The sequence below is a fragment of the Streptomyces bugieae genome, assembly GCF_036352915.1.
Taxonomy (GTDB): domain Bacteria; phylum Actinomycetota; class Actinomycetes; order Streptomycetales; family Streptomycetaceae; genus Streptomyces; species Streptomyces endophytica.
In genome coordinates this window covers 107,159-129,496 of the sequence record NZ_JAZBJP010000009.1, presented here as the reverse complement: position 1 = coordinate 129,496, position 22,338 = coordinate 107,159, and the positions used below count along the sequence as shown (strand labels likewise).

The 22,338-nt window shown below is 73.7% G+C and carries 15 protein-coding genes and 1 riboswitch; of the genes, 9 read left to right on the top strand and 6 right to left on the bottom strand.

Annotation, left to right across the window (positions count from 1 at the left end):
* Positions 1–59: 59 nt before the first annotated feature.
* From V2J85_RS18020 to V2J85_RS18005, 4 genes are all read left to right on the top strand, one after another.
* Positions 60–1,820: a serine/threonine-protein kinase gene (locus tag V2J85_RS18020; protein WP_419836797.1), complete on the top strand. Its 1,761-nt coding sequence runs from the start codon at positions 60–62 to the stop codon at positions 1,818–1,820.
* 87 nt (positions 1,821–1,907) lie between these two features.
* On the top strand, positions 1,908–3,206 hold the full coding sequence (locus V2J85_RS18015) for an ATP-binding protein (protein WP_261956126.1): 1,299 nt from the start codon (positions 1,908–1,910) through the stop codon (positions 3,204–3,206).
* A gap of 59 nt (positions 3,207–3,265) precedes the next feature.
* Positions 3,266–3,979, top strand: coding sequence for a LuxR C-terminal-related transcriptional regulator (locus V2J85_RS18010; protein WP_261956125.1), 714 nt, complete (start codon positions 3,266–3,268; stop codon positions 3,977–3,979).
* A 192-nt stretch (positions 3,980–4,171) separates the two neighbouring features.
* Positions 4,172–5,296 (top strand): alpha/beta hydrolase, encoded by a 1,125-nt coding sequence (locus V2J85_RS18005; RefSeq protein WP_261956124.1) that lies wholly within the window; start codon positions 4,172–4,174, stop codon positions 5,294–5,296.
* Between the two features lie 72 nt (positions 5,297–5,368).
* On the opposite strand, the gene V2J85_RS18000 is transcribed toward V2J85_RS18005, so the two are convergent.
* A complete protein-coding gene (locus V2J85_RS18000; protein WP_330822171.1) occupies positions 5,369–6,517 on the bottom strand; it encodes a C40 family peptidase in 1,149 nt (382 codons plus the stop codon).
* Between the two features lie 321 nt (positions 6,518–6,838).
* Between V2J85_RS18000 and V2J85_RS17995 the strand changes: the two genes are divergently transcribed.
* Complete coding sequence (locus V2J85_RS17995; RefSeq protein ID WP_261956122.1) at positions 6,839–7,192, top strand: hypothetical protein; 354 nt, start codon at positions 6,839–6,841, stop codon at positions 7,190–7,192.
* 168 nt (positions 7,193–7,360) lie between these two features.
* Here the strand turns inward: V2J85_RS17995 and V2J85_RS17990 are convergent, their stop codons facing one another.
* Positions 7,361–8,503, bottom strand: coding sequence for a C40 family peptidase (locus V2J85_RS17990; protein ID WP_261956121.1), 1,143 nt, complete (start codon positions 8,501–8,503; stop codon positions 7,361–7,363).
* 7 nt (positions 8,504–8,510) lie between these two features.
* Positions 8,511–8,680: riboswitch (cyclic di-AMP (ydaO/yuaA leader) on the bottom strand.
* A 243-nt stretch (positions 8,681–8,923) separates the two neighbouring features.
* On the opposite strand from V2J85_RS17990, the gene pcrA reads away from it, so the two are divergent.
* Positions 8,924–11,401, top strand: coding sequence for a DNA helicase PcrA (pcrA, locus tag V2J85_RS17985; RefSeq protein WP_261956120.1), 2,478 nt, complete (start codon positions 8,924–8,926; stop codon positions 11,399–11,401).
* 54 nt (positions 11,402–11,455) lie between these two features.
* Here pcrA and V2J85_RS17980 read toward each other — a convergent pair whose 3' ends face one another.
* Positions 11,456–13,189, bottom strand: a complete 1,734-nt coding sequence (locus tag V2J85_RS17980) for a M23 family metallopeptidase (protein WP_261956119.1) — start codon at positions 13,187–13,189, stop codon at positions 11,456–11,458.
* A 191-nt stretch (positions 13,190–13,380) separates the two neighbouring features.
* Complete coding sequence (locus V2J85_RS17975) at positions 13,381–14,181, bottom strand: esterase/lipase family protein (protein ID WP_261956118.1); 801 nt, start codon at positions 14,179–14,181, stop codon at positions 13,381–13,383.
* A gap of 369 nt (positions 14,182–14,550) precedes the next feature.
* Here V2J85_RS17975 and V2J85_RS17970 point away from each other — a divergent pair, with 369 nt between their 5' ends.
* Complete coding sequence (locus V2J85_RS17970) at positions 14,551–15,009, top strand: cobalamin B12-binding domain-containing protein (RefSeq protein WP_261956117.1); 459 nt, start codon at positions 14,551–14,553, stop codon at positions 15,007–15,009.
* A gap of 23 nt (positions 15,010–15,032) precedes the next feature.
* On the opposite strand, the gene V2J85_RS17965 is transcribed toward V2J85_RS17970, so the two are convergent.
* Together V2J85_RS17965 and V2J85_RS17960 are read right to left on the bottom strand one after the other, a co-directional pair.
* Positions 15,033–16,820, bottom strand: coding sequence for a DUF5691 domain-containing protein (locus V2J85_RS17965; protein WP_330822168.1), 1,788 nt, complete (start codon positions 16,818–16,820; stop codon positions 15,033–15,035).
* 72 nt (positions 16,821–16,892) lie between these two features.
* Complete coding sequence (locus V2J85_RS17960; RefSeq protein ID WP_330822167.1) at positions 16,893–18,278, bottom strand: SWIM zinc finger family protein; 1,386 nt, start codon at positions 18,276–18,278, stop codon at positions 16,893–16,895.
* 171 nt (positions 18,279–18,449) lie between these two features.
* On the opposite strand from V2J85_RS17960, the gene V2J85_RS17955 reads away from it, so the two are divergent.
* On the top strand, positions 18,450–19,592 hold the full coding sequence (locus V2J85_RS17955; protein WP_261956114.1) for an ATP-binding protein: 1,143 nt from the start codon (positions 18,450–18,452) through the stop codon (positions 19,590–19,592).
* Entirely contained in the window at positions 19,589–22,279 is a 2,691-nt protein-coding gene (locus tag V2J85_RS17950; protein ID WP_330822166.1) for a DUF5682 family protein, read from the top strand. Before V2J85_RS17955 ends, V2J85_RS17950 begins: the two co-directional genes overlap by 4 nt.
* Positions 22,280–22,338 lie beyond the last annotated feature (59 nt).

Genomic DNA, 22,338 nt, shown 5'->3' with positions numbered 1-22,338 from the left:
CCGGCGTCGGAGACTATCGTTGCGCCTCGGATACGTACGGGTTTCCGGAGGGGCGTGCGGTGACGGAGGCGGCGTCGGTGGACGAGGGGCGACTGGTCGCCGGGCGGTATCGCCTGGTTGAACGGATAGGCCAGGGCGGGATGGGCACCGTCTGGCGGGCCCGGGACGAACTCCTCGGGCGTCAGGTCGCCGTCAAGCGCCTGCACGTGTCGCCGCAGCTCGAGGCGGACGAACTGGCGACCCGCCATGAACGCACCACCCGTGAGGCGCAGGCCGCGGCGCGCATCAACCACCCCAACGTCGTGGGCGTGCACGACGTCGTGGACGACGCCGGGCTGCCCTGCATCGTCATGGAGTACGTCCCCTCCACGACGCTCGGAGACGCCATCAAGGAGGCCGCGCGGACCGGTGGTTCGGTCACCCCGCGCGAGGCCGCCCGGATCGGCCGCGGCATGATCGCGGCGCTGCGGGCCGCGCACTCCGCCGGTGTGCTGCACCGCGACGTCAAGCCCGGCAACGTGCTGCTCGGCGAGGACGGCCGGGTCGTGCTCACCGACTTCGGCATCGCGGTCGCCTCCGGCACGTCCACCCTCACCAAGACCGGCGAGCTGGTGGGCTCCATCGACTACTTGGCGCCGGAACGCGTCAAGGGGGGCACCCCGGGCCCCGCCTCCGATCTGTGGGCACTGGGCGCGACGCTCTATCAGGCGGTCGAGGGAAGGCCCCCGTTCCGTAAGAACACCGCGGTCGAGACGGCCTACGCGATCGCCATGGACCCGCTCGACCCGCCGCGCAACGCCGGGCCGCTCACCCCGCTCGTCGAGGCGCTGCTCGCCAAGGAACCGGAGGACCGGCCCACCGTCGACGTCGTCGAACAGGCGCTGCGGGCCGCCGAGAGCGACGCGGAGACCGCGCTGCTCGGCTGGCCGCCGCTGGCCCCCGGGTCGGCGGGCGAGGAACCGATCAGACCGGACGAGCACTCGGAGGCGACGACCCGCGCGGTGCCGCACACGGGCGGCGTATCGGCCGCCCCGGCCCGCACCGGAACAACCACCGGCACCGGCACGGGCCTGGCCGCCGACGGCGGCGTCACGGGCCGGGTGGCCCTCCCCGACGGCGGCCTCGGCGGCCGTGGCGTACCGGCCGGCGCCTCCATGTCCCGTAAGCGGCGGGGCGGCCGGGTCGTGGCCCTGAGCGTCGCCGGGGCGCTGCTCGTCGGCGGCGGCGCGGGAGCGGCCTGGTACCTGACGCAGCATGAGGACCCCGCCTCGGCCAACAAGGCGACGGGCAACAAGGCGACGAGCGACAAGGGCGTGCCCGTGCTGCCCGGCGTGCCGAGCAGCAGCATCGGACCGCCGCCGCCCCTCCCGGCCGGCTACCACAAGGCCGTCGAGTCCGCGGTGGGCGTCACCTTCCCGGTGCCCGACGGATGGCGGCGCCAGGTCAAGGACGGCGGCCGGCAGATCGTCTACGCCTCCGACGCCGAGCTCGCCCAGATCACCGTCAGCGTCCTGGACTTCTCCTCGGCCGACCAGGTGCAGCACTTCAAGGACGTCGAGTCCGACTTCCGGAAGCTGTACCCGGTGTACACCCGGCTGCGCCTGCAGGACACGGTCTTCCAGGGCGATCCCGCGGCCATCTGGGAGTTCACGTTCGGCGGCCGGGCCCGCACCTACCGCGGGATCGACCTGGGCTTCGGTCGCGAGGGCGACAAGGAGTACGCGATCTACGTCGCCGCGCCCGCGGCCAACTGGTCGAAGTTCGAGAAGGTCTTCTCGGACGTGAAGGACGGCTTCCGCAAGATCGCCCCCAAGAGCTGAGACCCCGACCGGCTCAGGGGAAGGTCAGGGCCGGTTCAGGGTCGACCCTGATGCCCCGGGCGCCCGGCGCGTGTGACGATCGGGGACATGACCACCGCACCACCCCGCGCCGAGACGACTTATGCCCCGGCGCCGGACCCCGACGAGCCACCCGTGCGCAAGCTCTACCGCAGCGCAGACGGGCGGCTGCTGGGCGGCGTCGCGCGCGGCCTCGCCGGGCACCTCGGCCTGCCGGTCTCCTGGGTGCGGATCGTCTTCGTGGCCCTCTTCATGGCCGACGGCATGGGCGCCCTGCTGTACGCCGCGTTCTGGTTCTTCGTCCCGCTGGGCGTCGGGGGCGTGGAGCACCGGCAGCCCGGCCACGGCGACGGCCGGCGGCGGCTGCTGGCCCGCCGGCCGGACCGGGGGCAGGTCTTCGCGCTGATCGCCCTGCTGATCGGCGCGGCCGTCGTCGCCTCCCGCTTCCAGCTCGGCCAGGCCAACGGCTATCTCTGGCCGGTCCTGCTGATCGGCGCCGGCGTCGCCCTGGTGTGGCGTCAGGCGGACAACTCCCGGCGCGCGCAGTGGCTGGAGCTCGGCCGCCGCAAGGGGCTGCTGCCGGTGCTGCGCGGCGCGGCCGGCGTGCTGCTGGTCTGCGTCGGCGTGACCGGCATCGTGGTGCTGCAGGGTTCGGTGCAGCACCTCGGCTCGGTGCTGCAGGCCGCGCTCGCCGTGGTCGTCGGCATCGCCCTGCTGGCCGGCCCGTATCTGGTGCGGATGGCCCAGGACCTCTCCGAGGAGCGGCTGATGCGGATCCGTGCCCAGGAGCGCGCCGAGGTCGCCGCCCACGTCCACGACTCCGTGCTGCACACCCTCACCCTGATCCAGCGCAACGCCGACGACCCCCGCGAGGTGGCGCGGCTGGCCCGGGCCCAGGAACGCGAGCTGCGCGCCTGGCTCTACAAGCCCGAGGGCCGCGGCAAGGACGAGGACGAGGAGCCGGCCACGCTCGCGGAGGCGGTGCGCAAGGCCGCCGCCGAGGTGGAGGACCACCACGGCGTCCCGATCGAGGTCGTGGTCGTCGGCGACTGCCCGCTGGACGAGGCGCTGGGCGCCCAGATGCAGGCCGCCCGCGAGGCGATGGTCAACGCCGCCAAATACGGCGGTGAGGGCGGCGCGGTCCAGGTGTTCGCCGAGGTGGAGGGCTCATCGGTCTTCGTCTCGGTGCGCGACCGGGGCCCCGGATTCGACCTGGACGCCGTCCCCGCCGACCGGATGGGCGTCCGCGAGTCGATCATCGGCCGCATGGAGCGCCACGGCGGCACCGCCCGGCTGCGCTCCGCCCCCGAGGGCGGCACGGTCGTCGAGCTGGAGATGGAGCGCACCGCCCAGGAGGCCGACACATGACCGGGCCGGGCGGGACACGGGATGATGACCGGGCAGACACCGAGGGACGGACGGAAGACATGAGCAGCGAGGGCGCACAGCAGGACGGCAACGGCGGCGCGGAGGACGGCGACCGCACCGTACGGGTGGTGCTGGTCGACGACCACCGGATGTTCCGTACGGGCGTCCAGGCCGAGATCGGCGTGACCGAGCGGACCCGCGTCGAGGTGGTCGGCGAGGCCGCCGACGTCGACCAGGCCATCACGGTCATCACCGCCACCCGCCCCGAGGTCGTCCTCCTGGACGTCCACCTCCCCGGGGGCGGCGGCGCCGAGGTGCTGCGCCGCAGCGCCGCGATGATGGCCGACCCGGAGCACCCGGTCCGCTTCCTCGCCCTGTCCGTCTCCGATGCGGCCGAAGACGTCATCGGCGTCATCCGTGGCGGCGCCCGCGGCTACGTCACCAAGACGATCACCGGCACGGACCTGATCAACGCGATCTTCCGGGTGGCCGACGGCGATGCGGTCTTCTCCCCGCGGCTGGCCGGCTTCGTCCTGGACGCCTTCGCCTCGACGGACGCCCCGCCGATCGACGAGGACCTGGACCGTCTCACCCAGCGCGAGCGCGAGGTGCTGCGGATGATCGCCCGCGGCTATGCGTACAAGGAGGTCGCCAAGCAGCTGTTCATCTCCGTGAAGACGGTCGAGTCGCATGTCTCGGCGGTGCTGCGCAAGCTCCAGCTGTCCAACCGCCACGAGCTGACCCGCTGGGCCGCGGCCCGCCGCCTGGTCTGACCCGCGCCGCCCCGGGCGGCGCCACACGGACAACAGGGGGCACAGAGGAAGGCGTAAAGAAGGACCAAAGACGGGCAACCAGGACCACACGGATCGCCATCTAAGGGCGCGGAGAGGCTCACTGCCGAAGGCGGGGCCCGAACCACCCCACCCCACGTCCTTCGTGTCATGCGTCCTGGAAGCGAGTTCCCGATGAGCCTGACGGGCACGCCCTTCTTCCTCACCTCGATCGTGCTGCTGGTCATCGCCGTCGTGCTGCCGCTGGCCATCTGGAGCCGGATAGCCGGGCCGCCGTTGCTGCGCGGCCTCGCCCGGCTGCTGATGCTGCTGTTCGCCCAGTTCACCGCCATCACGGTGGTGTTCGTGCTGGTCAACAACGCGAACAACCTCTACGACACCTGGGGTGACCTGCTCGGCACCGACAGCCACGTCGCGGTCGCGAAGGACCTCGGGCCGGACGGCATGGGCGGCCGGCAGATCAAGAACCAGCCCAAGCAGATCCAGCAGTTCCGGCCGGCCGACGACCCGAAGGTGGGCCCCGGCGTCCAGATGACCAACCTCAAGGGCCGCATCTCGGGCGTGGTCGGCGAGGTGTACGTCTGGCTGCCGCCGCAGTACAACGACCCGGCCTTCAAGAACAGGAAGTTCCCCGTCGTCGAGCTGCTGCCCGGCTACCCCGGGTCGGCGAAGGCCTGGTTCGGCGCGCTGCACGTCGCCGAGCAGCTCGGCCCGAAGATGCAGCGCGGCGAGATCAAGCCCGCCATCCTGGTGGCGCCGCGCACCACCCTGCTCACCGGCGCCGACACCGGCTGCGTCAACATCACCGGCAAGGTCAACGCGGACAGCTGGCTGACCGTCGACGTCCGCCAGATGATCGTCGACAACTTCCGGGCCGGCGACCAGCCGCACTCCTGGGCCCTGGCCGGCTACTCGGCCGGCGCCCACTGCGCCGCCAAGCTGGCCCTGGCCCACCCGGACCGCTACCGCGCCGCCGTCGCCATGTCCGGCTACAACGACCCGGCGCTGGAGCCCGACTCGCTCGCCGGCAAGGACCCCGTGCTGCGCGTCCAGTCCAACCCGCTGCACATCCTGAAGGCCGCCAACGCGGCCGGCCGTCCGCCGCGCACCGCCCTGTACGTGTCGGGTGCGGCCGGCGACGGCTACCAGGCGGGCATCGGCCTCCAGCAGCTCGCGAAGCGCCCGACGACGGTCACCGTGCACCGGATAGCGGCGAACGCCGGTGGCCACACCACGGTGGTGTGGCGCAACCAGGTCCCGGAGATCTTCCGCTGGCTGGGCACACAGCTGCGGGCCTGAGCAGGCGCACCGGGCGCGGCGGACCGGACCCCTGCGCCGGCCGCGTGGCTCCTACTCCGGCCGCGTGGTCCCCTACGCCGGCCGCGTGGCGCCCGCGAAGGGCATCTGGTCGATCGGCGCGATCCGCACCGGCGCGCCCGGGTGCGGCGCGTGGATCATCTTCCCGTCGCCGATGTAGAGCCCCACGTGACTGATGGCCGTGTAGAAGAACACCAGGTCACCGGGGGCCAGTTGGGAACGGTCGATGCGCGGGCCGGCGTTGATCTGGGTGTAGGTGGTGCGCGGGAGGGAGACCCCGCCCGACCGCCATGCCGCCTGGGTCAGCCCCGAGCAGTCGTACGCGGCGGGCCCGGTCGCGCCCCAGACGTACGGCTTGCCGAGCGCGGCGTAGGCGAACGAAACCGCCCGGGCGGCCCGCGCGTTGGGCGCCTGCTGCGCCGAGGCGGTGGCCGCGGCCGCCGAGCCGGTGGGGATCCCGCCGAGCAGACCGCCGTCGCGCCCGCCGCCCCCGCGGTCCGCCCGGCCGCCCGCCGTCCCGGCCCGCGAGCCGTCCCGTCCGGCCATCCGGCCCCGCTGCTCCGCCGTCAGCCGGGCCAGCAGCTGCTCCGCGGCGTCCAGTTTCCGCACGACGGTGACCCGGTGCTTCTTCAGCGTGGTCTCGTTCCGGGTCAGCCGTTCCGCGGTCTCCTCGGCCCGCTGCCGGACCTGCCGCACGCTGCCGAGCCGGCGCGCGTACCCGGCCACCGCGCTCGCCTGGTGGCTGCCCGTCCGCTCCAGCACCGCGGCGCCGTCCAGATAGCGCTGCGGATCGGCGGACAGCAGCAGCCGTACGGTGGGGTCCACGCCGCCGGAGCGGTACTGGGAGGCGGCCAGGGCGCCCAGCCCGGCCCGCGCGGTGTTCAGCTTCTGGGTCCTGCGGGCGGCCTCGTCCTGCAGCCTGCTCAGCTCCTCGCGTGCGGTCTCGGCGGCTTCCTTCGCGCCGTCGTACTTCTGTGTGGCCACCTCTGCCTCCTGGTACAGCGCGTCGACCCGGCCCTTGACCTGGGCGGGGGTGGGCAGGTTCGCCGCCTGGCCGGTGCCGTCGAAGGCGGTGGCGGTGGCGGCGCCGGCGAGGGCCAGAGTGGCGGCCGTGCGGGCGGTGCGCGCGGTGCGCGAGCCGCCGGTGAGCGAGGCGAGCGGATGCTGCCTGGGCTTGCGGTGCGAGGCCACGGTGGCCGTCACTTCCTTCCCTTCGGGCCGTGGGTCCGGCGGCGGCCCGTGAGACGGGGCGGCCGCCGCCGTACCTCTCGGCGGGGCGGCCGACGGAACGCCGGTGCGGGGTCCGGCGCGGCGGGGAGTCGGCCGCCTGGAGGAGGACGCTAAGCCCGGGCGTCACGGGGGTGGGCTCGCTTGCGCGGCATTGTTCGGTTTCGACCGCTGCCGGAACGCGGCTGACCGGAGCGCCATCGCCCGGTCGCCGGGGCCGCTCCGCGCTGACCGAAGCGGCGAATGTGGACGCCCTGCCGGAAAGGGCGTGCTATGCGGCGGATACGATCCGGCCCCATGGACGTAGTCATCAATATCTTCGTCGGCCTGCACATCATCGGCATCGCCGCCCTGCTGGGCGGCTTCCTGACGCAGATGAAGGCGATGGGTGCGGGCACCGCCCGGTTCGTTCCGGCCATGCTGCACGGCGCGCTGACGATGCTGGTCACCGGCATCGTGCTGGTCGGCCTCAACCAGGCGCAGGACCACCCGGTCAACACCATCAAGATCGGCATCAAGATGGCCGTCCTGGTGGTGATCCTGGCGCTGGTCTACGTCAAGCGGGACGAGGAGCAGATCGACAAGGCGCTGTTCGGCGCGGTCGGCGGCCTCACGATGGCCAACATCTTCATCGCCGTCCTCTGGACCTGAGAGCGCCGGCCGTACGGTCCCGGGCCCGTAGTGCCCGGGACCCGGCAACGGCGCACCCACAGCAGCACACCGCGCGGCCGTCGCGCTCCGGGATCCGGAGGCGAGGGCCGCGCGGTGGCGTGTGGGGGGTGGCCGTGGGGGGTGGGCCGTGGGGAGCGGGGCCGGGCGTCAGCCCAGGCGGACGCTCCCGTAGATCGGCATGTAGTAGATCGACTCCTCCCGGACGTTGGCGCCCGGGTGCGGGGCGTGGATCATCTTGCCGCCGCCTATGTACATGCCGACGTGGCTGATGTCGTCGAAGAAGAAGACCAGGTCACCGGGTTGCAGGTCCTTGGTCGCCACCCGCTGGCCGACCTTGACCTGTTCCCAGGTGGTGCGCGGCAGATCGACCCCGGCCGCCTTCCACGCCGCCTGGGTCAGCCCCGAGCAGTCGTAGGACGAGGGCCCGGTGGCGCCCCAGACGTACGGCTTGCCGATCTGGGCGCGGGCGAACGCCAGGGCCTTCTCGGCCTTGGTGGACTGCGAGCCCCCGGTGGAGCCGCCGGTGTCCCCGCCGGTCTGGCCGCCGGTCGAGCCGCCGTCCTGCTGCCGCTGCCGCTCGCGCTCCTGCTGCTTGCGCGCCTCCTCCGCGGCCCGGCGCTTGGCCGCCGCCTCCTTCTGGCGCTCCAGTTCGGCCAGCCGCGCCTTCTCCTGGGCGGTCAGCCGGGACAGCAGCTGCCGGGCCTCGGCGAGCTTCTGCTGCACGGAGCGCTTGGACTCCTTCAGCGCGGCCTGCGTGCTCTGCAGCTGATCCAGGCTGCGGCTCGCCTCGGCCCGCTGGCGGGCGGCGGCCGCGGCCTGCTGCTGGTAGTCGGTGACGGCCTGCTGCTGCCGCCCGGTCAGCCGCTCCATCAGGTGGCTGCGGTCGAAGAACTGCTGCGGGTCCTTGGCGAGCATCAGCTGCGCGGTCGGGTTCATGCCGCCGGTGCGGTACTGCGCCGAGGCGAACGTCCCGAGCTCCCGCCGGGACGCGTTCATCTTCTCCGCCCGCTTGGCCGCGGCGTTGAGCAGCCCGTCCACGGTCTCGCGCTGGTGGTCGGCGCGCTCCTTGGCGGCGTTGTACTTCTGGGTGGCCACCTCGGCCTGCCGGTAGAGGCCGTCGACCTTCTGCTTGACCTCTTCGATGGTGGGCTTGGGGGCCCTGGGGGCGGCGTCGGCGGTCTGCGAGAGCAGGGTGACCGAGGCGAGTGCGGCGGTGGTGAGCCCGGCCGCCGTACGGCGGCTCCCGGGCGAGGTGAGAACGCTGGTGCGCGGCTTGCGATGGGACGCCAAGGCCGGCAACTCCTTCCGTGGACCGCCTACCGGGTTAGCTGTCGGGTTCGGGCGGTGTCGCTGACGGAAGGCCGTGCCCTACGGTCCGTACGTCCGCTGGCGTCGGTCGGACGGATCGATTCACCCCGGTGTTGCTGGTGGGTCCCCGGCTCCGGGTGACCCGGGCGTGACCGGAGGGACACGTCGCGGGCAGGGCCGGACTCGGCGTGGGCGGCCCGTGCGAACGCTGTCGTCCGCGGGGAGGCGGGCTGCCTGAGCGAGGACGTTAGCCAACTCGTGTGGCTCCTGTGAAGGCTGATGTTCGATATGCCCGAAACCTTTTCGTGACCTGAGTGATGCCGTTCCGCTTTGTGGCCGTCCCGGCCACTTGTCCACAGTCCCCGGCACGCTGTCGGTGCGGCGGCCTAGACTCGGTGGGCGATGAGCAGCCTCTTTGACGACAGCTTCCTGGCGGACCTCGGCCACAAGGACGAGGAGCCCCCGCCGCCTCCCGAGGACGAGCACGGGCCGGTCCCCGAGGAGATCCCCGCCGACCTGTTCGGCGGGCGGTTCGACGCGCCCGTGCCCAGGGACGCGTACTACCGCGACGGCGCCGCCCGCCCGGCCATCGACCCCGCCGCGCTGCTCGAGGGGCTCAACGACCAGCAGAAGGCCGCCGTGGTGCACACCGGCGGCCCGCTGCTGATCGTCGCCGGCGCCGGCTCCGGCAAGACCCGGGTGCTCACCCACCGCATCGCGCACCTCCTCGCCGAGCGGCACGTCCACCCCGGCCAGATACTCGCGATCACCTTCACGAACAAGGCCGCCGGCGAGATGAAGGAGCGCGTCGAGCAGCTGGTCGGCCCGCGCGCCAACGCCATGTGGGTCTCCACCTTCCACAGCGCCTGCGTGCGGATCCTGCGTCGCGAGTCCAAGAAGCTCGGCTTCACGTCCTCGTTCTCGATCTACGACGCCGCCGACTCCAAGCGCCTGATGTCCCTGGTCTGCCGCGATCTGGACCTCGACCCCAAGCGCTTCCCGCCCAAGTCCTTCAGCGCGAAGATCTCCAACCTCAAGAACGAGCTCATCGACGAGGAGACCTTCGCGGGGACGGCCGCCGACGGCTTCGAGAAGACCCTGGCCGAGGCGTACGCGATGTACCAGGCGCGGCTGCGCGAGGCCAACGCCCTGGACTTCGACGACATCATCATGACGACGGTCAACCTCCTCCAGGCCTTCCCGGACGTCGCCGAGCACTACCGCCGCCGCTTCCGGCACGTCCTCGTCGACGAGTACCAGGACACCAACCACGCCCAGTACACCCTCGTCCGCGAGCTCGTGGGGACCGGCACCGCCGACATCCCCGCCGCCGAGCTGTGCGTCGTCGGCGACGCCGACCAGTCGATCTACGCCTTCCGCGGCGCCACGATCCGCAACATCCTCCAGTTCGAGGAGGACTACCCGGACGCGACCACGATCCTGCTGGAGCAGAACTACCGCTCCTCGCAGACCATCCTGTCGGCCGCCAACGCGGTCATCGAGCGCAACGAGAACCGCCGCCCCAAGAACCTCTGGACCGACGCCGGCGCCGGCCCCAAGATCAACGGCTATGTCGCCGACACCGAGCACGACGAGGCGCAGTTCGTCGCCGACGAGATCGACCGGCTGACCGACGCCGGCGACGCCAAGGCCGGCGACGTCGCCGTCTTCTACCGCACCAACGCCCAGTCCCGCGTCTTCGAGGAGATCCTCATCCGGGTCGGGCTGCCCTACAAGGTCGTCGGCGGAGTGCGCTTCTACGAGCGCAAGGAGGTCCGCGACGTCCTCGCGTACCTGCGCGTGCTCGCCAACCCCGAGGACAGCGTCCCGCTGCGCCGCATCCTGAACGTCCCCAAGCGCGGCATCGGCGAGCGCGCCGAGGCGATGATCGACGCCCTGTCGCTCCGCGAGAAGATCACCTTCCCGCAGGCCCTGCGCCGGGTCGACGAGGCGTACGGCATGGCGGCCCGCTCCGCCAACGCCGTCAAGCGCTTCAACGTCCTGATGGAGGAGCTGCGGACGATCGTGGAGTCCGGCGCCGGGCCCGCCACGATCCTGGAGGCCGTCCTGGAGCGCACGGGCTACCTCGCCGAGCTCCAGGCGTCCACCGACCCGCAGGACGAGACCCGGATCGAGAACCTCCAGGAACTCGCCGCGGTCGCCCTGGAATTCGAGCAGGACCGCGGCGAGGAGAACCCCGGCACCCTCTCCGACTTCCTCGAACAGGTCGCGCTGGTCGCCGACTCCGACCAGATCCCCGACGAGGACGAGGAGGGCAGCGGCGTGGTCACCCTCATGACGCTGCACACCGCCAAGGGCCTGGAATTCCCCGTCGTCTTCCTGACCGGCATGGAGGACGGCGTCTTCCCGCACATGCGCGCGCTGGGCCAGACCAAGGAGCTGGAGGAGGAGCGCCGGCTGGCGTACGTCGGCATCACCCGCGCCCGCGAGCGGCTGTACGTCACCCGCTCGACGATGCGCAGCGCCTGGGGCCAGCCCTCGTACAACCCGCCGTCGCGGTTCCTGGAGGAGATCCCGGACGACTACGTCGAGTGGAAGCGGACCGGCCCGGCGACCCCGTCCGCGTCGATGGGCGGGCTCTCGTCCCGGGGCGGCGGCGGTGGCGGCTTCGGCGGGGGCATCGGCTCCTCGCTGTCCTCGTCCCGCGCCAAGGGACCGAGCGGGTTCGCCACCCGCCGGACCGGAGACCGCCAGGTGGTCTCGCTGGCCGTCGGCGACCGCGTCACCCACGACAGCTTCGGGCTGGGCACGGTCGTCGCCGTCAAGGGCAGCGGGGACAACGCCGAGGCGACGATCGACTTCGGCGGCGAGAAGCCCAAGCGGCTGCTGCTGCGGTACGCACCGGTGGAGAAGCTCTGACGGAGTTCCGGGCGCCGGCCGGTGGCCGGCGCTGCAGGAACGGTACGGCGGGGGTCAGTTCGGATTGAGGCCGTGGCTGCGCAGCCACGGGATCGGGTCGACCGCCGCGCCGCCCCCGGGACGCACCTCGAAGTGCAGATGCGGACCGGTGGAATTGCCGGAGTTGCCCGAATAGGCAATCTGCTCACCGGCCTTGACCGAACCCGACCGGATCTTGGTGCTGCTCAGATGGCAGTACCAGGTCTCCGTGCCGTCCGGCGCGGTCACGATCGCCATGTTGCCGTAGGCGGAGTTCCACTGGGTGCGGATGGTGCCGTCGGTGGCGGACATGACCGGGGTGCCGTAGCTGACCGGGAAGTCGATGCCGGTGTGCACGGACATCCAGTTCACGCCGGCCTGGCCGAAGAGCGCGCTGAGCCCGTGCTGGGTCACCGGCAGGACGTACTTCGGCCGCAGCGCCTCTTTGCGGGCGGCCTCCTGCTCCTTGCGCTTGCGTTCCAGCGCCTGGCGTTCCTTGAGGTCGATCCGTTCCTGGGTGCGGCTGGCCCGGTCGCGGAAGTCGTCGGCGCCGGCGCTGAGTCCGGCGAGCTGGGTGTCGAGCTTCTTGTTGGCCGCGGTCCGCTGGACGCCGCCCGGGTCCGGCGCGCTGGCCTGGGTGGTGGTGTCGTCCTTGTCGTTGCCGCCGAGACCGGCGACGGACGCGGCGGCGACCCCGCAGACGCCCATGGCGGCGACCGACGGCACGGCGACGGTCAGCAGCGCCGAACGCTTCGCCGGGCGGCGCCGGCCGCGGCCGCGGACCGGCTTCCCGGCGGCGGGCCCGGCGACCCGCCGGGAAGCGGGGGCGGGGGCCGGGGAGGTCACCGGCATCGCCTGGGTCGGGGCCTCGGCCACGGCGGCGGCGTCGCCGTCGTGGGCTTCATCGGTCAGGCCGCCGGTGTCGTCGCGGTCGTCCCAGGTGGCGGAGTCGGCCGGGGGCGGGCCGGGCTGGGCGGGGATGCCGGCCATCAACGGCTGGTCGGTGGTGGACCAGATCGCGGTGGCTTCGTAGCTCGCGGTGTCGAGCTGGTCCGTGCTCATCGCGTCGACGCCGACGGCGTCGAAGGTCGCGGTCTCGAAGGCCGCCGTCTCGAAGGCCGCGGTCTCCTCGACCGCGGTGGCCTGCTGCCCGAGGGCGTCATAGCCGGCCGTCGTCCCGTACGCCTCGTGCGTACCCACCGTCTCGTAGCCGCCGGTCGTCCCGTACGCGTCGTACGCGCCGGCGGGGTAACTGCCGGTGTCGTAGCCGGTGGTGGGGTAGCTGCCGGTGTCGTACCCGCCGACGCCGTAGACCGTGGCGCCGTGGGTGTCGTAGCCGCTCGGGTCCTGCGCCGGGGTCTCGTACGCGGTGTGCGCGTACGGGTCGTAGGCGCCGCTGTCCCACTGCGCCGTGGGGTAGCTGCCGGTGTCGTACCCGCCGGTGGCGTAGCCGTCGCCCGCCGCCGGGTAGGTCCCGGTGCCGTAGTCGGTGGTGCCGTAGCTGCCCGTGCCGTACGTGCTCGTGTCGTAGGCGCCGGTGTCGTACGTCCCGCCGGGATAGCCGCCGGTGTCGTAACCGCCCGTGGCGTGGGCACCGGTGTCGTACGCGCCGGGGAGCGAGCCGAAGAGGGGGTCGCCGTCGCCGTATTCGGCGCCACCTGCCGGGGAATGCTGCTGCCCGTAGGACTCGTAGGCCGGATAGTGCGCATACGAGGCGTCGGAAGCGGAGCCGGTCGGAAGCGTGGCCTCCGATGGGTGACGGTCGTTCACCAACTTCTCTTTCGCCTCGGCAGCAGGAGAATTAGCGGCGACTGTACCCGGCGGTACACGACGGCGACAATCTTCCACAGGTTTTGGGCTCGCCGAGACCGGGCATTTGGCCGCCTTTCGGCAGAGCCCATGCGAGTTCTTGGCGACCCGTTCGATGTCTGTTCGATCGCTCGTCACCGTACGAAGCGGCCTCAGGCCACGGATATGGCTCCGTTTGCCCCCTCTCCGGCCGCCGGGGCCGCCGCGGCCAGTGCCTCGCGTATGCCGGCCGCCACGGTGCCGTTCACCGGGAGGGCGAGATGTCCGACACCGGCGACATGGACGTTGTGGGCGAGCAAATCGGGGTGATCGATTCTGGCCGCGGTGGCTGGAATCATCACCTGATCCGCCTCACTCCAGAAAGCGACAAATTGCGTCCGGCAATTCGGCGCCGGCAGCGACAACTCCGCTATCACCTCGGAATCGGGGCGCATCTGGCGGACGATCGGGTGCGCCGACATCAAAGGGGCGATGCGGGTGCCGGCGTGCGGGGTGCCGAGGGTGACGACCCTGCGGACCCGGGCGTCGCCGCCGAGCCGCTGGACGTAGTAGCGGGCGATCAGACCGCCCAGGCTGTGCCCGACGATGTCCACCCGCCGGTGGCCGGTCCGCGCGCAGACGTCCGCCACATGCCGGCCCAGCAACTCCGCCGCCTTCCTCAGGTCGCAGGTCAGCGGGGAGTAGTTGAGCGCCTCGACGTGGCACCAGCCGTGGCGGTGCAGTGAACGGCGCAGCAGTACGAAGACGGAGCGGTTGTCGATGAAGCCGTGCAGCAGCAGGACGGGCGGATGTGCCCGGCCCTCGGTCGGGAGGAGCGGAACGGTGCCCTCCGCCGAGCGGGACGGCCCTGGCACGGGGCGCTCCCGGGACATGCCGGTGGGATAGAGGAGCAGATGCCCGGCGAGGACCGCGAGGTCCACGAGGGTGGTGCGAAGACAGGGCAGGGTCTGCATGACCGACCTCCCGAACGGCATGCGGCAGGCGGCGCTGACCCCCGATGCCCTCGTGGGAAGCCATGAGCGGCGGCGCACGGGCGCACTCGCCCCGATACGCGTGACGATCGATGGTGCGGCGGCCCGGCTGCGGCTCCCCGAGCGCCCGGCCCGCGCGCACTCCGCCCGGCCCTGGCGGTACGACGCACGGAACGCGGCGCGTAGCGAACGTGTCCCAGGTGTGATTTCCCCCTCGCCGGATGTCACGAAACGGCTGGATACTGGATGCTGGCGATAACGTTCGTTCACGTCGTGGCCGCCGGATCGCGGTCGCGCGCCCGATTGTCGGCTTGGCGGCACCACCGTGCCGTGCAGGGCTTGGAGGCAGTGATGAGTGTGGCTCGGCAGGACGGAGCGCAGGCGGGGACCCCTGGCGCGGCGGGCCGGTCGGGGCCGATCCGTGTCGTGGTGGCCAAGCCGGGGCTGGACGGGCACGACCGGGGCGCCAAGGTCATCGCCCGGGCGCTGCGCGACGCCGGTATGGAGGTCATCTACACCGGGCTGCACCAGACCCCGGAGCAGATCGTCGACACCGCGATCCAGGAGGACGCCGACGCGATCGGGCTGTCCATCCTCTCCGGCGCGCACAACACCCTCTTCGCGAAGGTCATCGCGCTGCTGGCGGAGCGCGACGCGGCGGACATCAAGGTCTTCGGCGGCGGCATCATCCCCGAGGCCGACATCCCCCCGCTGAAGGCCCAGGGCGTCGCCGAGATCTTCACGCCCGGCGCGACCACCGCCTCGATCGTGGAGTGGGTCAACGCGAACGTGCGCTCGCTGGCGGTCTGAGGCCCGGGGGGCGACGAGCATGATCATGGCGCGGACCCGTCGTCCGGGGCGGCCGTAGCGGCACCGCCAGCCGTGCCGGCACCGGCGGCCGTATCGGCATCGGCGACAGCACGGGAAGCGGCGGCATCGGCGGTCGGGTCGCTGCCGCCGGTGGTCCCGGCATCCGGCGGCGGGAGGAGCTCGGCGCGCATCGTGGCGCGCAGCCGGAGCGTGCCGACCAGCCGCTGGAACGCCTCGGACCAGTAGCCGCCGGAGCCGGGCGAGGCGCCCTCGGGCTCGTCCGTGACCGCGGTGAGCATCGCGAGCCGGTCCGCCGCCGCCGGGTCCAGACAGCGCTCGGCCAGGCCCATCACCCCGCTGAAGCTCCACGGATAGCTGCCGGCGTCCCGGGCGATGTCCAGGGCGTCGACGACGGACCGGCCCAGCGGCTCGGCCCACGGGACCGCGCACACCCCGAGCATCCGGAACGCGTCCGACAGGCCGTGCGCGGCGATGAACTCCGCCACCCAGCCGGCCCGTTCGCCGTCCGGGAGCACGGTCAGCAGCTTGGTCAGGTCCCGTGAGGAACCGGCCGGTGCGACCTCGCCGGTCCGGGACGGCGCGCCGGGCACGCCCAGCAGGGCCCGCGCCCAGGCGGCGTCCCGCTGGCGCACGGCGGCCCGGCACCAGGCGTCGTGCAGTTCGGTCCGCCAGTTGTCCGCCACCGGGAGCGCGACGATCTCCTCCGGAGCGCGGCCGCCGAACCGCGCCTCCCATCCGCCGAGCGGCGTCGCCTCCACCAACTGGCCCAGCCACCAGGACCGTTCGCCCCGCCCGGAGGGCGGCTTGGACACCACGCCGTCCCGCTGCATCCCCGCATCGCACTCCCGGGGCGGCTCGACCCGGATCACCGCCTCCGGGCCCGCCGCGGGATCCAGGCCCACGCAGACCTGTGCCCGCTGCGCCATCCGGGCCGCGAGGGCCGAACCGGGCAGCGCGGAGAGCAGCTCGGCGGCGGTGGCCCGGACCGTGCGGCTGCGGTCGGACAGCGCCTGCTCCAGGAAGGGCTCGTCGCCCGCCGTGAGCTCCTCGCGCAGCGAGTCGAGGAACATCAGCCGGTCCTCGGCGCGCTCCGTGGACCAGGTCGTTGCCAGCAGGTCCCGGCCCGCCTCCGGATCGCGGCGGCGCACCGCCGTCAACAGGGCCACCCGCTCCGCGAACAGCCCCTCCTCCCACCGCCGTGCGATCTCCTCGGGTGCCTCGCCCTCGGGCAGGACGGCCGCGCCGCCGGTCCCGCGGAGCGCGAACTTCCAGGCGTCGTTGAGCCGCGCCAGCCACAGCGCCCGGGGCCCGGCCAGCGCCAGCGCGGCCGGCCGCAGGTCCGTACGGGCCCGGGCGGCGTCGAGCAGGGCGGGCAGCAGGGCCTCCGGGGCGCGGTAGCCGTACGCGCCGGCGGCGGCCAGCCACTGGGGCAGCAGCTCCGTCAGGTCGGGGGCCGCGCCGCGGCGGCTGCCGCCTCCCGTATCGCCGCGGTCGGCGAGCAGCAGGGCGAGCCTGCGGCGCGCCGGGAGCGGCAGCGGCGGCCGCGGGTCGTCCGGGGCCGGGGCCGGCCGCTCACCGGCCGGGGCGGGGCGCAGTGCGGCCCGGCGCCGCACCGTGCTCACCGCGGCCGCGTCCAGCAGGGCCGCCGCCGCACTCTGCCCGGGCCGTACGGCCACCGGCGGCCGCCGCCGCTCGGTGCCCAGGAGCGCCGCGCTCACCAGGTCGGGCCAGGGGGCCGGGGCGGTCGCCGGGGGTGTCGGGTTCGTCTCAGGGCTGGTGGTGGTCGTCATGCCCGTCCTCCAGGCATCGGTGGTGGAAGGGATCCTCGGGAGCGCGCGCTCCGGCGCGGCCGGGAATCGGGGTCACAGGGACACCGGGGACGGGTCCCAGGCGGTCAGCGGAAGGAAGCCGCGGTGGCCGCACTCGCCGAAGACCGTGATCGGCGCGCCGCCCGAGATGGCGGCCAGCTGCCAGACGCCCGTACCGCCCAGGCAACGCGGGTCCAGCGGCAGCGCCGACTCCCCGTCCGCGTCGGCCAGTTGCCAGCCCCGGCCGTCGCGGCCCGGTATCGGGGTGACATCGGCGAGCACCACCGGCCAGGAGTCCAGCCAGGGGTCGTCGCGCAGCGCATCGCCGTACGCGGCCAGGGCGGCGTCGATACCGCAGCCCGGCGGGACCGGGCCCGGGGTGGCCGGGGCGTACTGCTCGCCCAGGGTGGCGCGCAGCGGACGGGCGCCGGGGTAGTAGGCGAGGTCCGCATCGATGACCAGACCGGTGGGCAGCGCCAGCTCCAGCGGGCGGTTGGCGCCGGCGAAGGACAGGTGCAGCGCCATCCGGCCGGTGCGCTCGCCGCGCAGGAAGATCCGGCGGGTGGTCAGCCTGCCGTCGTCGCCGTCCTGCTGGGCCAGCACCAGCCAGCGGTCCCGCACCGGCGCCGCATCGGGGCCGGTCAGCAGGTCCGCGGCGTCCGTGGTCAGCCCGACCCGGGCGCGGACCGTGGCCGCCAGCGGGGCCGGCAGCCGGTCGATACCGAGGAAGCCCTGATCGAGGAGGTGCAGCAGCGCGCACTCCTCCAGCAGGCGGGCCGGCCAGTCGGCACCGGAGACCACCACCGAGCCCAACTCCCGCACCCGGGAGGCGAGACCGGGCGCCTGGGCGTCGACCATCCGCGCGGCCGTCTCGTCCCACGAGCGTCCCCCGCCGCCGTCGGCCGGCGCGCCGCCACCCTCCCGGCCGGCGGTGGCCAGGCCGGACTGCAGCAGATCCGCCAGCCGCTGCTCCAGCTCCATGGCGCCCGCGCCGATCCGCTGCATCCGGCGCTCCGCCCGGCGCCGGGCGGCCTCCGGATCGGCCGGCGCGCGCGTGGCGGCGGCACCGGACGGCCCGGCCGCCGACCGCTCCGCGCGCTCCCGGCGCGCGGCCAGCCACTCGCCGGCCCACTGCGGCGGCTCGCCGGCCGCCACCGCGCCCTCGTCCCCCGCCCAGAGCAGCAGCAGTCCCAGCGCGTGCTTGCACGGGAACTTGAAGCTCGGGCAACTACACGTGAAAGCAGGTCCCTTGAAGTCCACGACCGCCTGATACGGCTTCTTCCCGCTGCCCTTGCACAGCCCCCACACCGCGCTGCCGTCCGCGCCGGTCTCCGACCACGGGCCGGGCGCCGCGAGCCGGCCGCTCGCCTTGCGTGATGCCTCGTCAGGCGCCAGTGCCAGCACCTGATCCGTCGTCCAGCGTTCCCCCTGCGGATTCATGTCCCCGACGCTACGACGGCCCACTGACAACGCCCTTCCCGAGCGGCGAACTCGCAGGTCAGAGAGGGTTTTCGGGGCGTTGTCAGTGGCGTGGTGCAGGCTGGATCCAGCAAGCGGCCGAAGGGATTTTTCCCGGGCGCCGGCCGCGGATATGTGCGACGAGGGGGACCCATGCCCGAGCTCATCAACGACACGACGGACGGCACGCAGGCGACGGCGGAGGGGGCCGCGGACGGCCAGGCGCTGCGCCCGCACGCCGAGGACAGTTTCGCCGGCGAACTCAAGGCCCTCGCCGCGGCCGACGACCGGCCGCGGCCGGCGCGCTGGCGGCTCTCGCCGTGGGCGGTCGCCACGTACCTGCTCGGCGGCACGCTCGCCGACGGCACGGTCATCACACCCAAATACGTCGGCCCGCGCCGGATCGTCGAGGTCGCCGTGACGACCCTCGCGACCGACCGCGCGCTGCTCCTCCTCGGTGTGCCCGGCACCGCCAAGACCTGGGTGTCGGAGCATCTGGCCGCGGCGGTCAGCGGCGACTCCACCCTGCTGGTGCAGGGCACCGCCGGCACCCCGGAAGAGGCGATCCGCTACGGCTGGAACTACGCCCAGTTGCTCGCCCACGGTCCCAGCCGGGAGGCGCTGGTGCCCAGCCCGGTGATGCGCGCGATGGCGCAGGGCATGACGGCGCGGGTGGAGGAGCTCACCCGGATCCCCGCCGACGTCCAGGACACGCTCATCACGGTCCTGTCGGAGAAGACCCTGCCCATCCCCGAGCTGGGCCAGGAGGTGCAGGCCGTCCGCGGTTTCAACCTGATCGCCACGGCCAACGACCGCGACCGCGGGGTCAACGAACTCTCCAGCGCGCTGCGCCGCCGCTTCAACACCGTCGTCCTGCCGCTGCCCGCGACGCCGGAGGACGAGGTGGACATCGTCTCGCGCCGGGTCGGCCAGATAGGGCGTTCGCTGGAGCTGCCGCCCGCGCCGGAGGGTCTGGAGGAGATCCGCCGGGTCGTCACGGTCTTCCGCGAGCTGCGCGACGGCCTCACCACCGACGGCCGGACCAAGCTCAAGTCCCCGTCCGGCACGCTCTCCACGGCCGAGGCCATCTCGGTGGTGACCAACGGCCTGGCGCTCGCCACCCACTTCGGTGACGGCGTGCTGCGCGCCGGCGACGTGGCCGCGGGCATCCTGGGTGCGGTGGTCCGCGATCCGGCCGCCGACCGGGTCGTCTGGCAGGAGTACCTCGAAACGGTCGTGCGCGAGCGCGACGGCTGGAAGGACTTCTACCGCGCCTGCCGTGAGGTGAGCGCATGAGCACGCACGACACGGGAGCCCCGCCGGGCGGCGGCCCGTTCCTGCTGGGGGTACGGCACCACGGTCCCGGATCGGCGCGCGCGGTGCGGGCCGCCCTGGAGCAGTGCGCGCCGGCCGCGGTGCTGATCGAGGGCCCGCCGGAGGCCGACGGCCTGGTGCCGCTGGCCGCGCAGGACGGCATGCGGCCACCGGTCGCCCTGCTCGCCCATGTGCAGGACGATCCCGGCCGTGCGGCGTTCTGGCCGCTGGCCGAGTTCTCCCCGGAGTGGGTCGCGATGCGCTGGGCGCTGGAGCACGGCGTCCCGGTCCGGTTCATCGACCTGCCCGCGGCGCACACCCTCGCCATGACGGACAAGGCGGGCGGCGAAAGCGAGCAGGACGGCGAAGACGAACGGCACGGGGAACGCGAGCGGGACGGGGAAGGCGAGCGGGGCGGAGATCGCGGCCCAGCAGGGGAGGAGGTCGCCGGACGGGGCCGGGGGCAGGAGCAGACCCAGCCGGGAGAGGCGGACCGCGACGAGGACGGCGTGCGGGTCGATCCGATCCGGGTGCTCGCCGAGGCCGCCGGGTACGACGACCCCGAGCGTTGGTGGGAGGACGTGGTCGAGCATCGCGCCGGGACCGGTGCCGCCCGCCCGGGAGGCCCGGACGCGGACGCGCTGGCGCCGTTCGCGGCGCTGGCCGAGGCGATGGGCGCGCTGCGCGAGACGTACGGCGACGCCGGCCATGACCGCGACCCGGTCCGCGAGGCCCATATGCGGCTCCAACTGCACACCGCCCGACGGGAGTTCGGCGACGCGGTCGCCGTGGTGTGCGGGGCCTGGCACGTCCCGGCGCTGCGCCGCCGCACCACCGTGACCGCCGACCGCCGGCTGCTCAAGGGCCTGCCCAAGGTGAAGACCGCGGTGACCTGGGTGCCCTGGACGCACCGGCGGCTGGCCCGGCGCAGCGGCTACGGCGCCGGCATCGCCTCGCCCGGCTGGTACGGCCACCTCTTCAGCGCCCCCGACCGCCCCGTCGAACGCTGGCTGACCAAGGTCGCCGGGCTGCTCCGAGAGGAGGACTACGCGGTCTCGTCCGCGCACGTCATCGAGGCGGTGCGGCTCGCGGAGGGGCTGGCCACGGTGCGCGGCCGGCCGCTGGCCGGGCTGACCGAACTGGACGACGCGGTCCGGGCCGTGATGGGCGACGGCTCCGATGCGCCCTCCGCGCTGATCCACGACCGGCTGGTGGTCGGCGAGGTGCTGGGCGAGGTCCCGGAGGACGCACCCGCGGTCCCTCTCCAGCGGGACCTGGCCCGCAGCCAGCGGACCCTGCGGCTCAAACCGGAAGCGCTGGAACGGGAGCTGGAGCTGGACCTGCGCAAGGCCACCGACGGCGGCCGCAGCCGGCTGCTGCACCGGCTGGGGCTGCTCGGCATCCCCTGGGGCGAGCCGGTCCGCTCCCGGGGCAGCGCCGGCACCTTCCGGGAGACCTGGCGGCTGCGTTGGGAACCGGAACTGGCCGTACGGGTCGCCGAGGCCGGCATCTGGGGCACGACCGTGCTCACCGCGGCCACTGCCAAGGCCGCCTCCGAGGCGTCCGGGGCGGCCGCGCTCGCCGAGGTGACCGCGCTCGCCGAGCGCTGTCTGCTCGCCGGGCTCCCGGACGCCCTGCCCGTGGTGATGCGGGCGCTGTCGGACCGCGCGGCGCTCGACGCGGACGTGGGCCATCTCGCCCAGGCGCTGCCCGCCCTCGTCCGGTCGGTGCGCTACGGCGACGTGCGCGGCACGGACGCCGGGGCGCTCCGCGAGGTCGCCCTCGGCCTGGCCGAGCGGGTGTTCGTCGGCCTGCCACCGGCCTGCCTCGGCCTGGACGCCGACGGCGCCGCGGAGATGCGCGCCCACCTCGACGCCACGCACCACGCCGTCGCCCTGCTCGCCCAGCCGCACTCCGCGTCCGAGCCGCACTCCGCGTCCGAGCCGCACTCCGCGTCCGAGCCGCCCTCCGCGTCCGAGCCGCCCTCCGCGTCCGAGCCGAGCCCCGCGCCTGGGTCGCGTTCCGCGCCGGAGCGGCCGAGTTCGGAACCCCCGCGTGGGGCGGATGCCGGCCTGCGGGCCCGCTGGGCCAAGGTGTTGCGGGCGCTCAGCGGCCGGGAGGCGGTTCCCGGGTTGCTCCGCGGGCGGGCGGCCCGACTCCTGCTGGACGACGGGCAGTTGGACGCCGACGGAGCCGAGCAGCTGATGGGGCTCGCCCTCTCGCCCGGCACCGCGCCCACCGACGCCGCCGGCTGGATCGAGGGGTTCCTGGGCAGCGGGTCCGGCGGGGACGGCGGCATGCTGCTGGTCCACGACGAACGGCTGCTCGCCCTGATCGACCACTGGCTGACCGGCGTGCCGGACACCGCGTTCACGGACGTCCTCCCGCTGCTGCGCCGGACGTTCACGGAGTACGAGCCCGGCGTGCGGCGCACGCTCGGCGAACTGATCCGCCGCGGCCCCTCGGCGGCCACCTCCGGCCATGCCGGGCCCGCCACCGACGCCGTGACCGCGGCCGCACCCGGCTTCGGCCCCGGCCTGGACCGCGACCGCGCCGCCGCCGTCCTGCCCACCCTCCGCCTGCTGCTCGGCATCGGACAACACGGCTTCGACGAGGAGCGCTCCGGCACGAACAACGCCGTCAACGACCTGACAGGAGCCATGAGTTGACCAGCCGACTTCCCGGCCCCCAGGCCGGAACGACAGCAGCCCCCACCGCGGCGGCCACC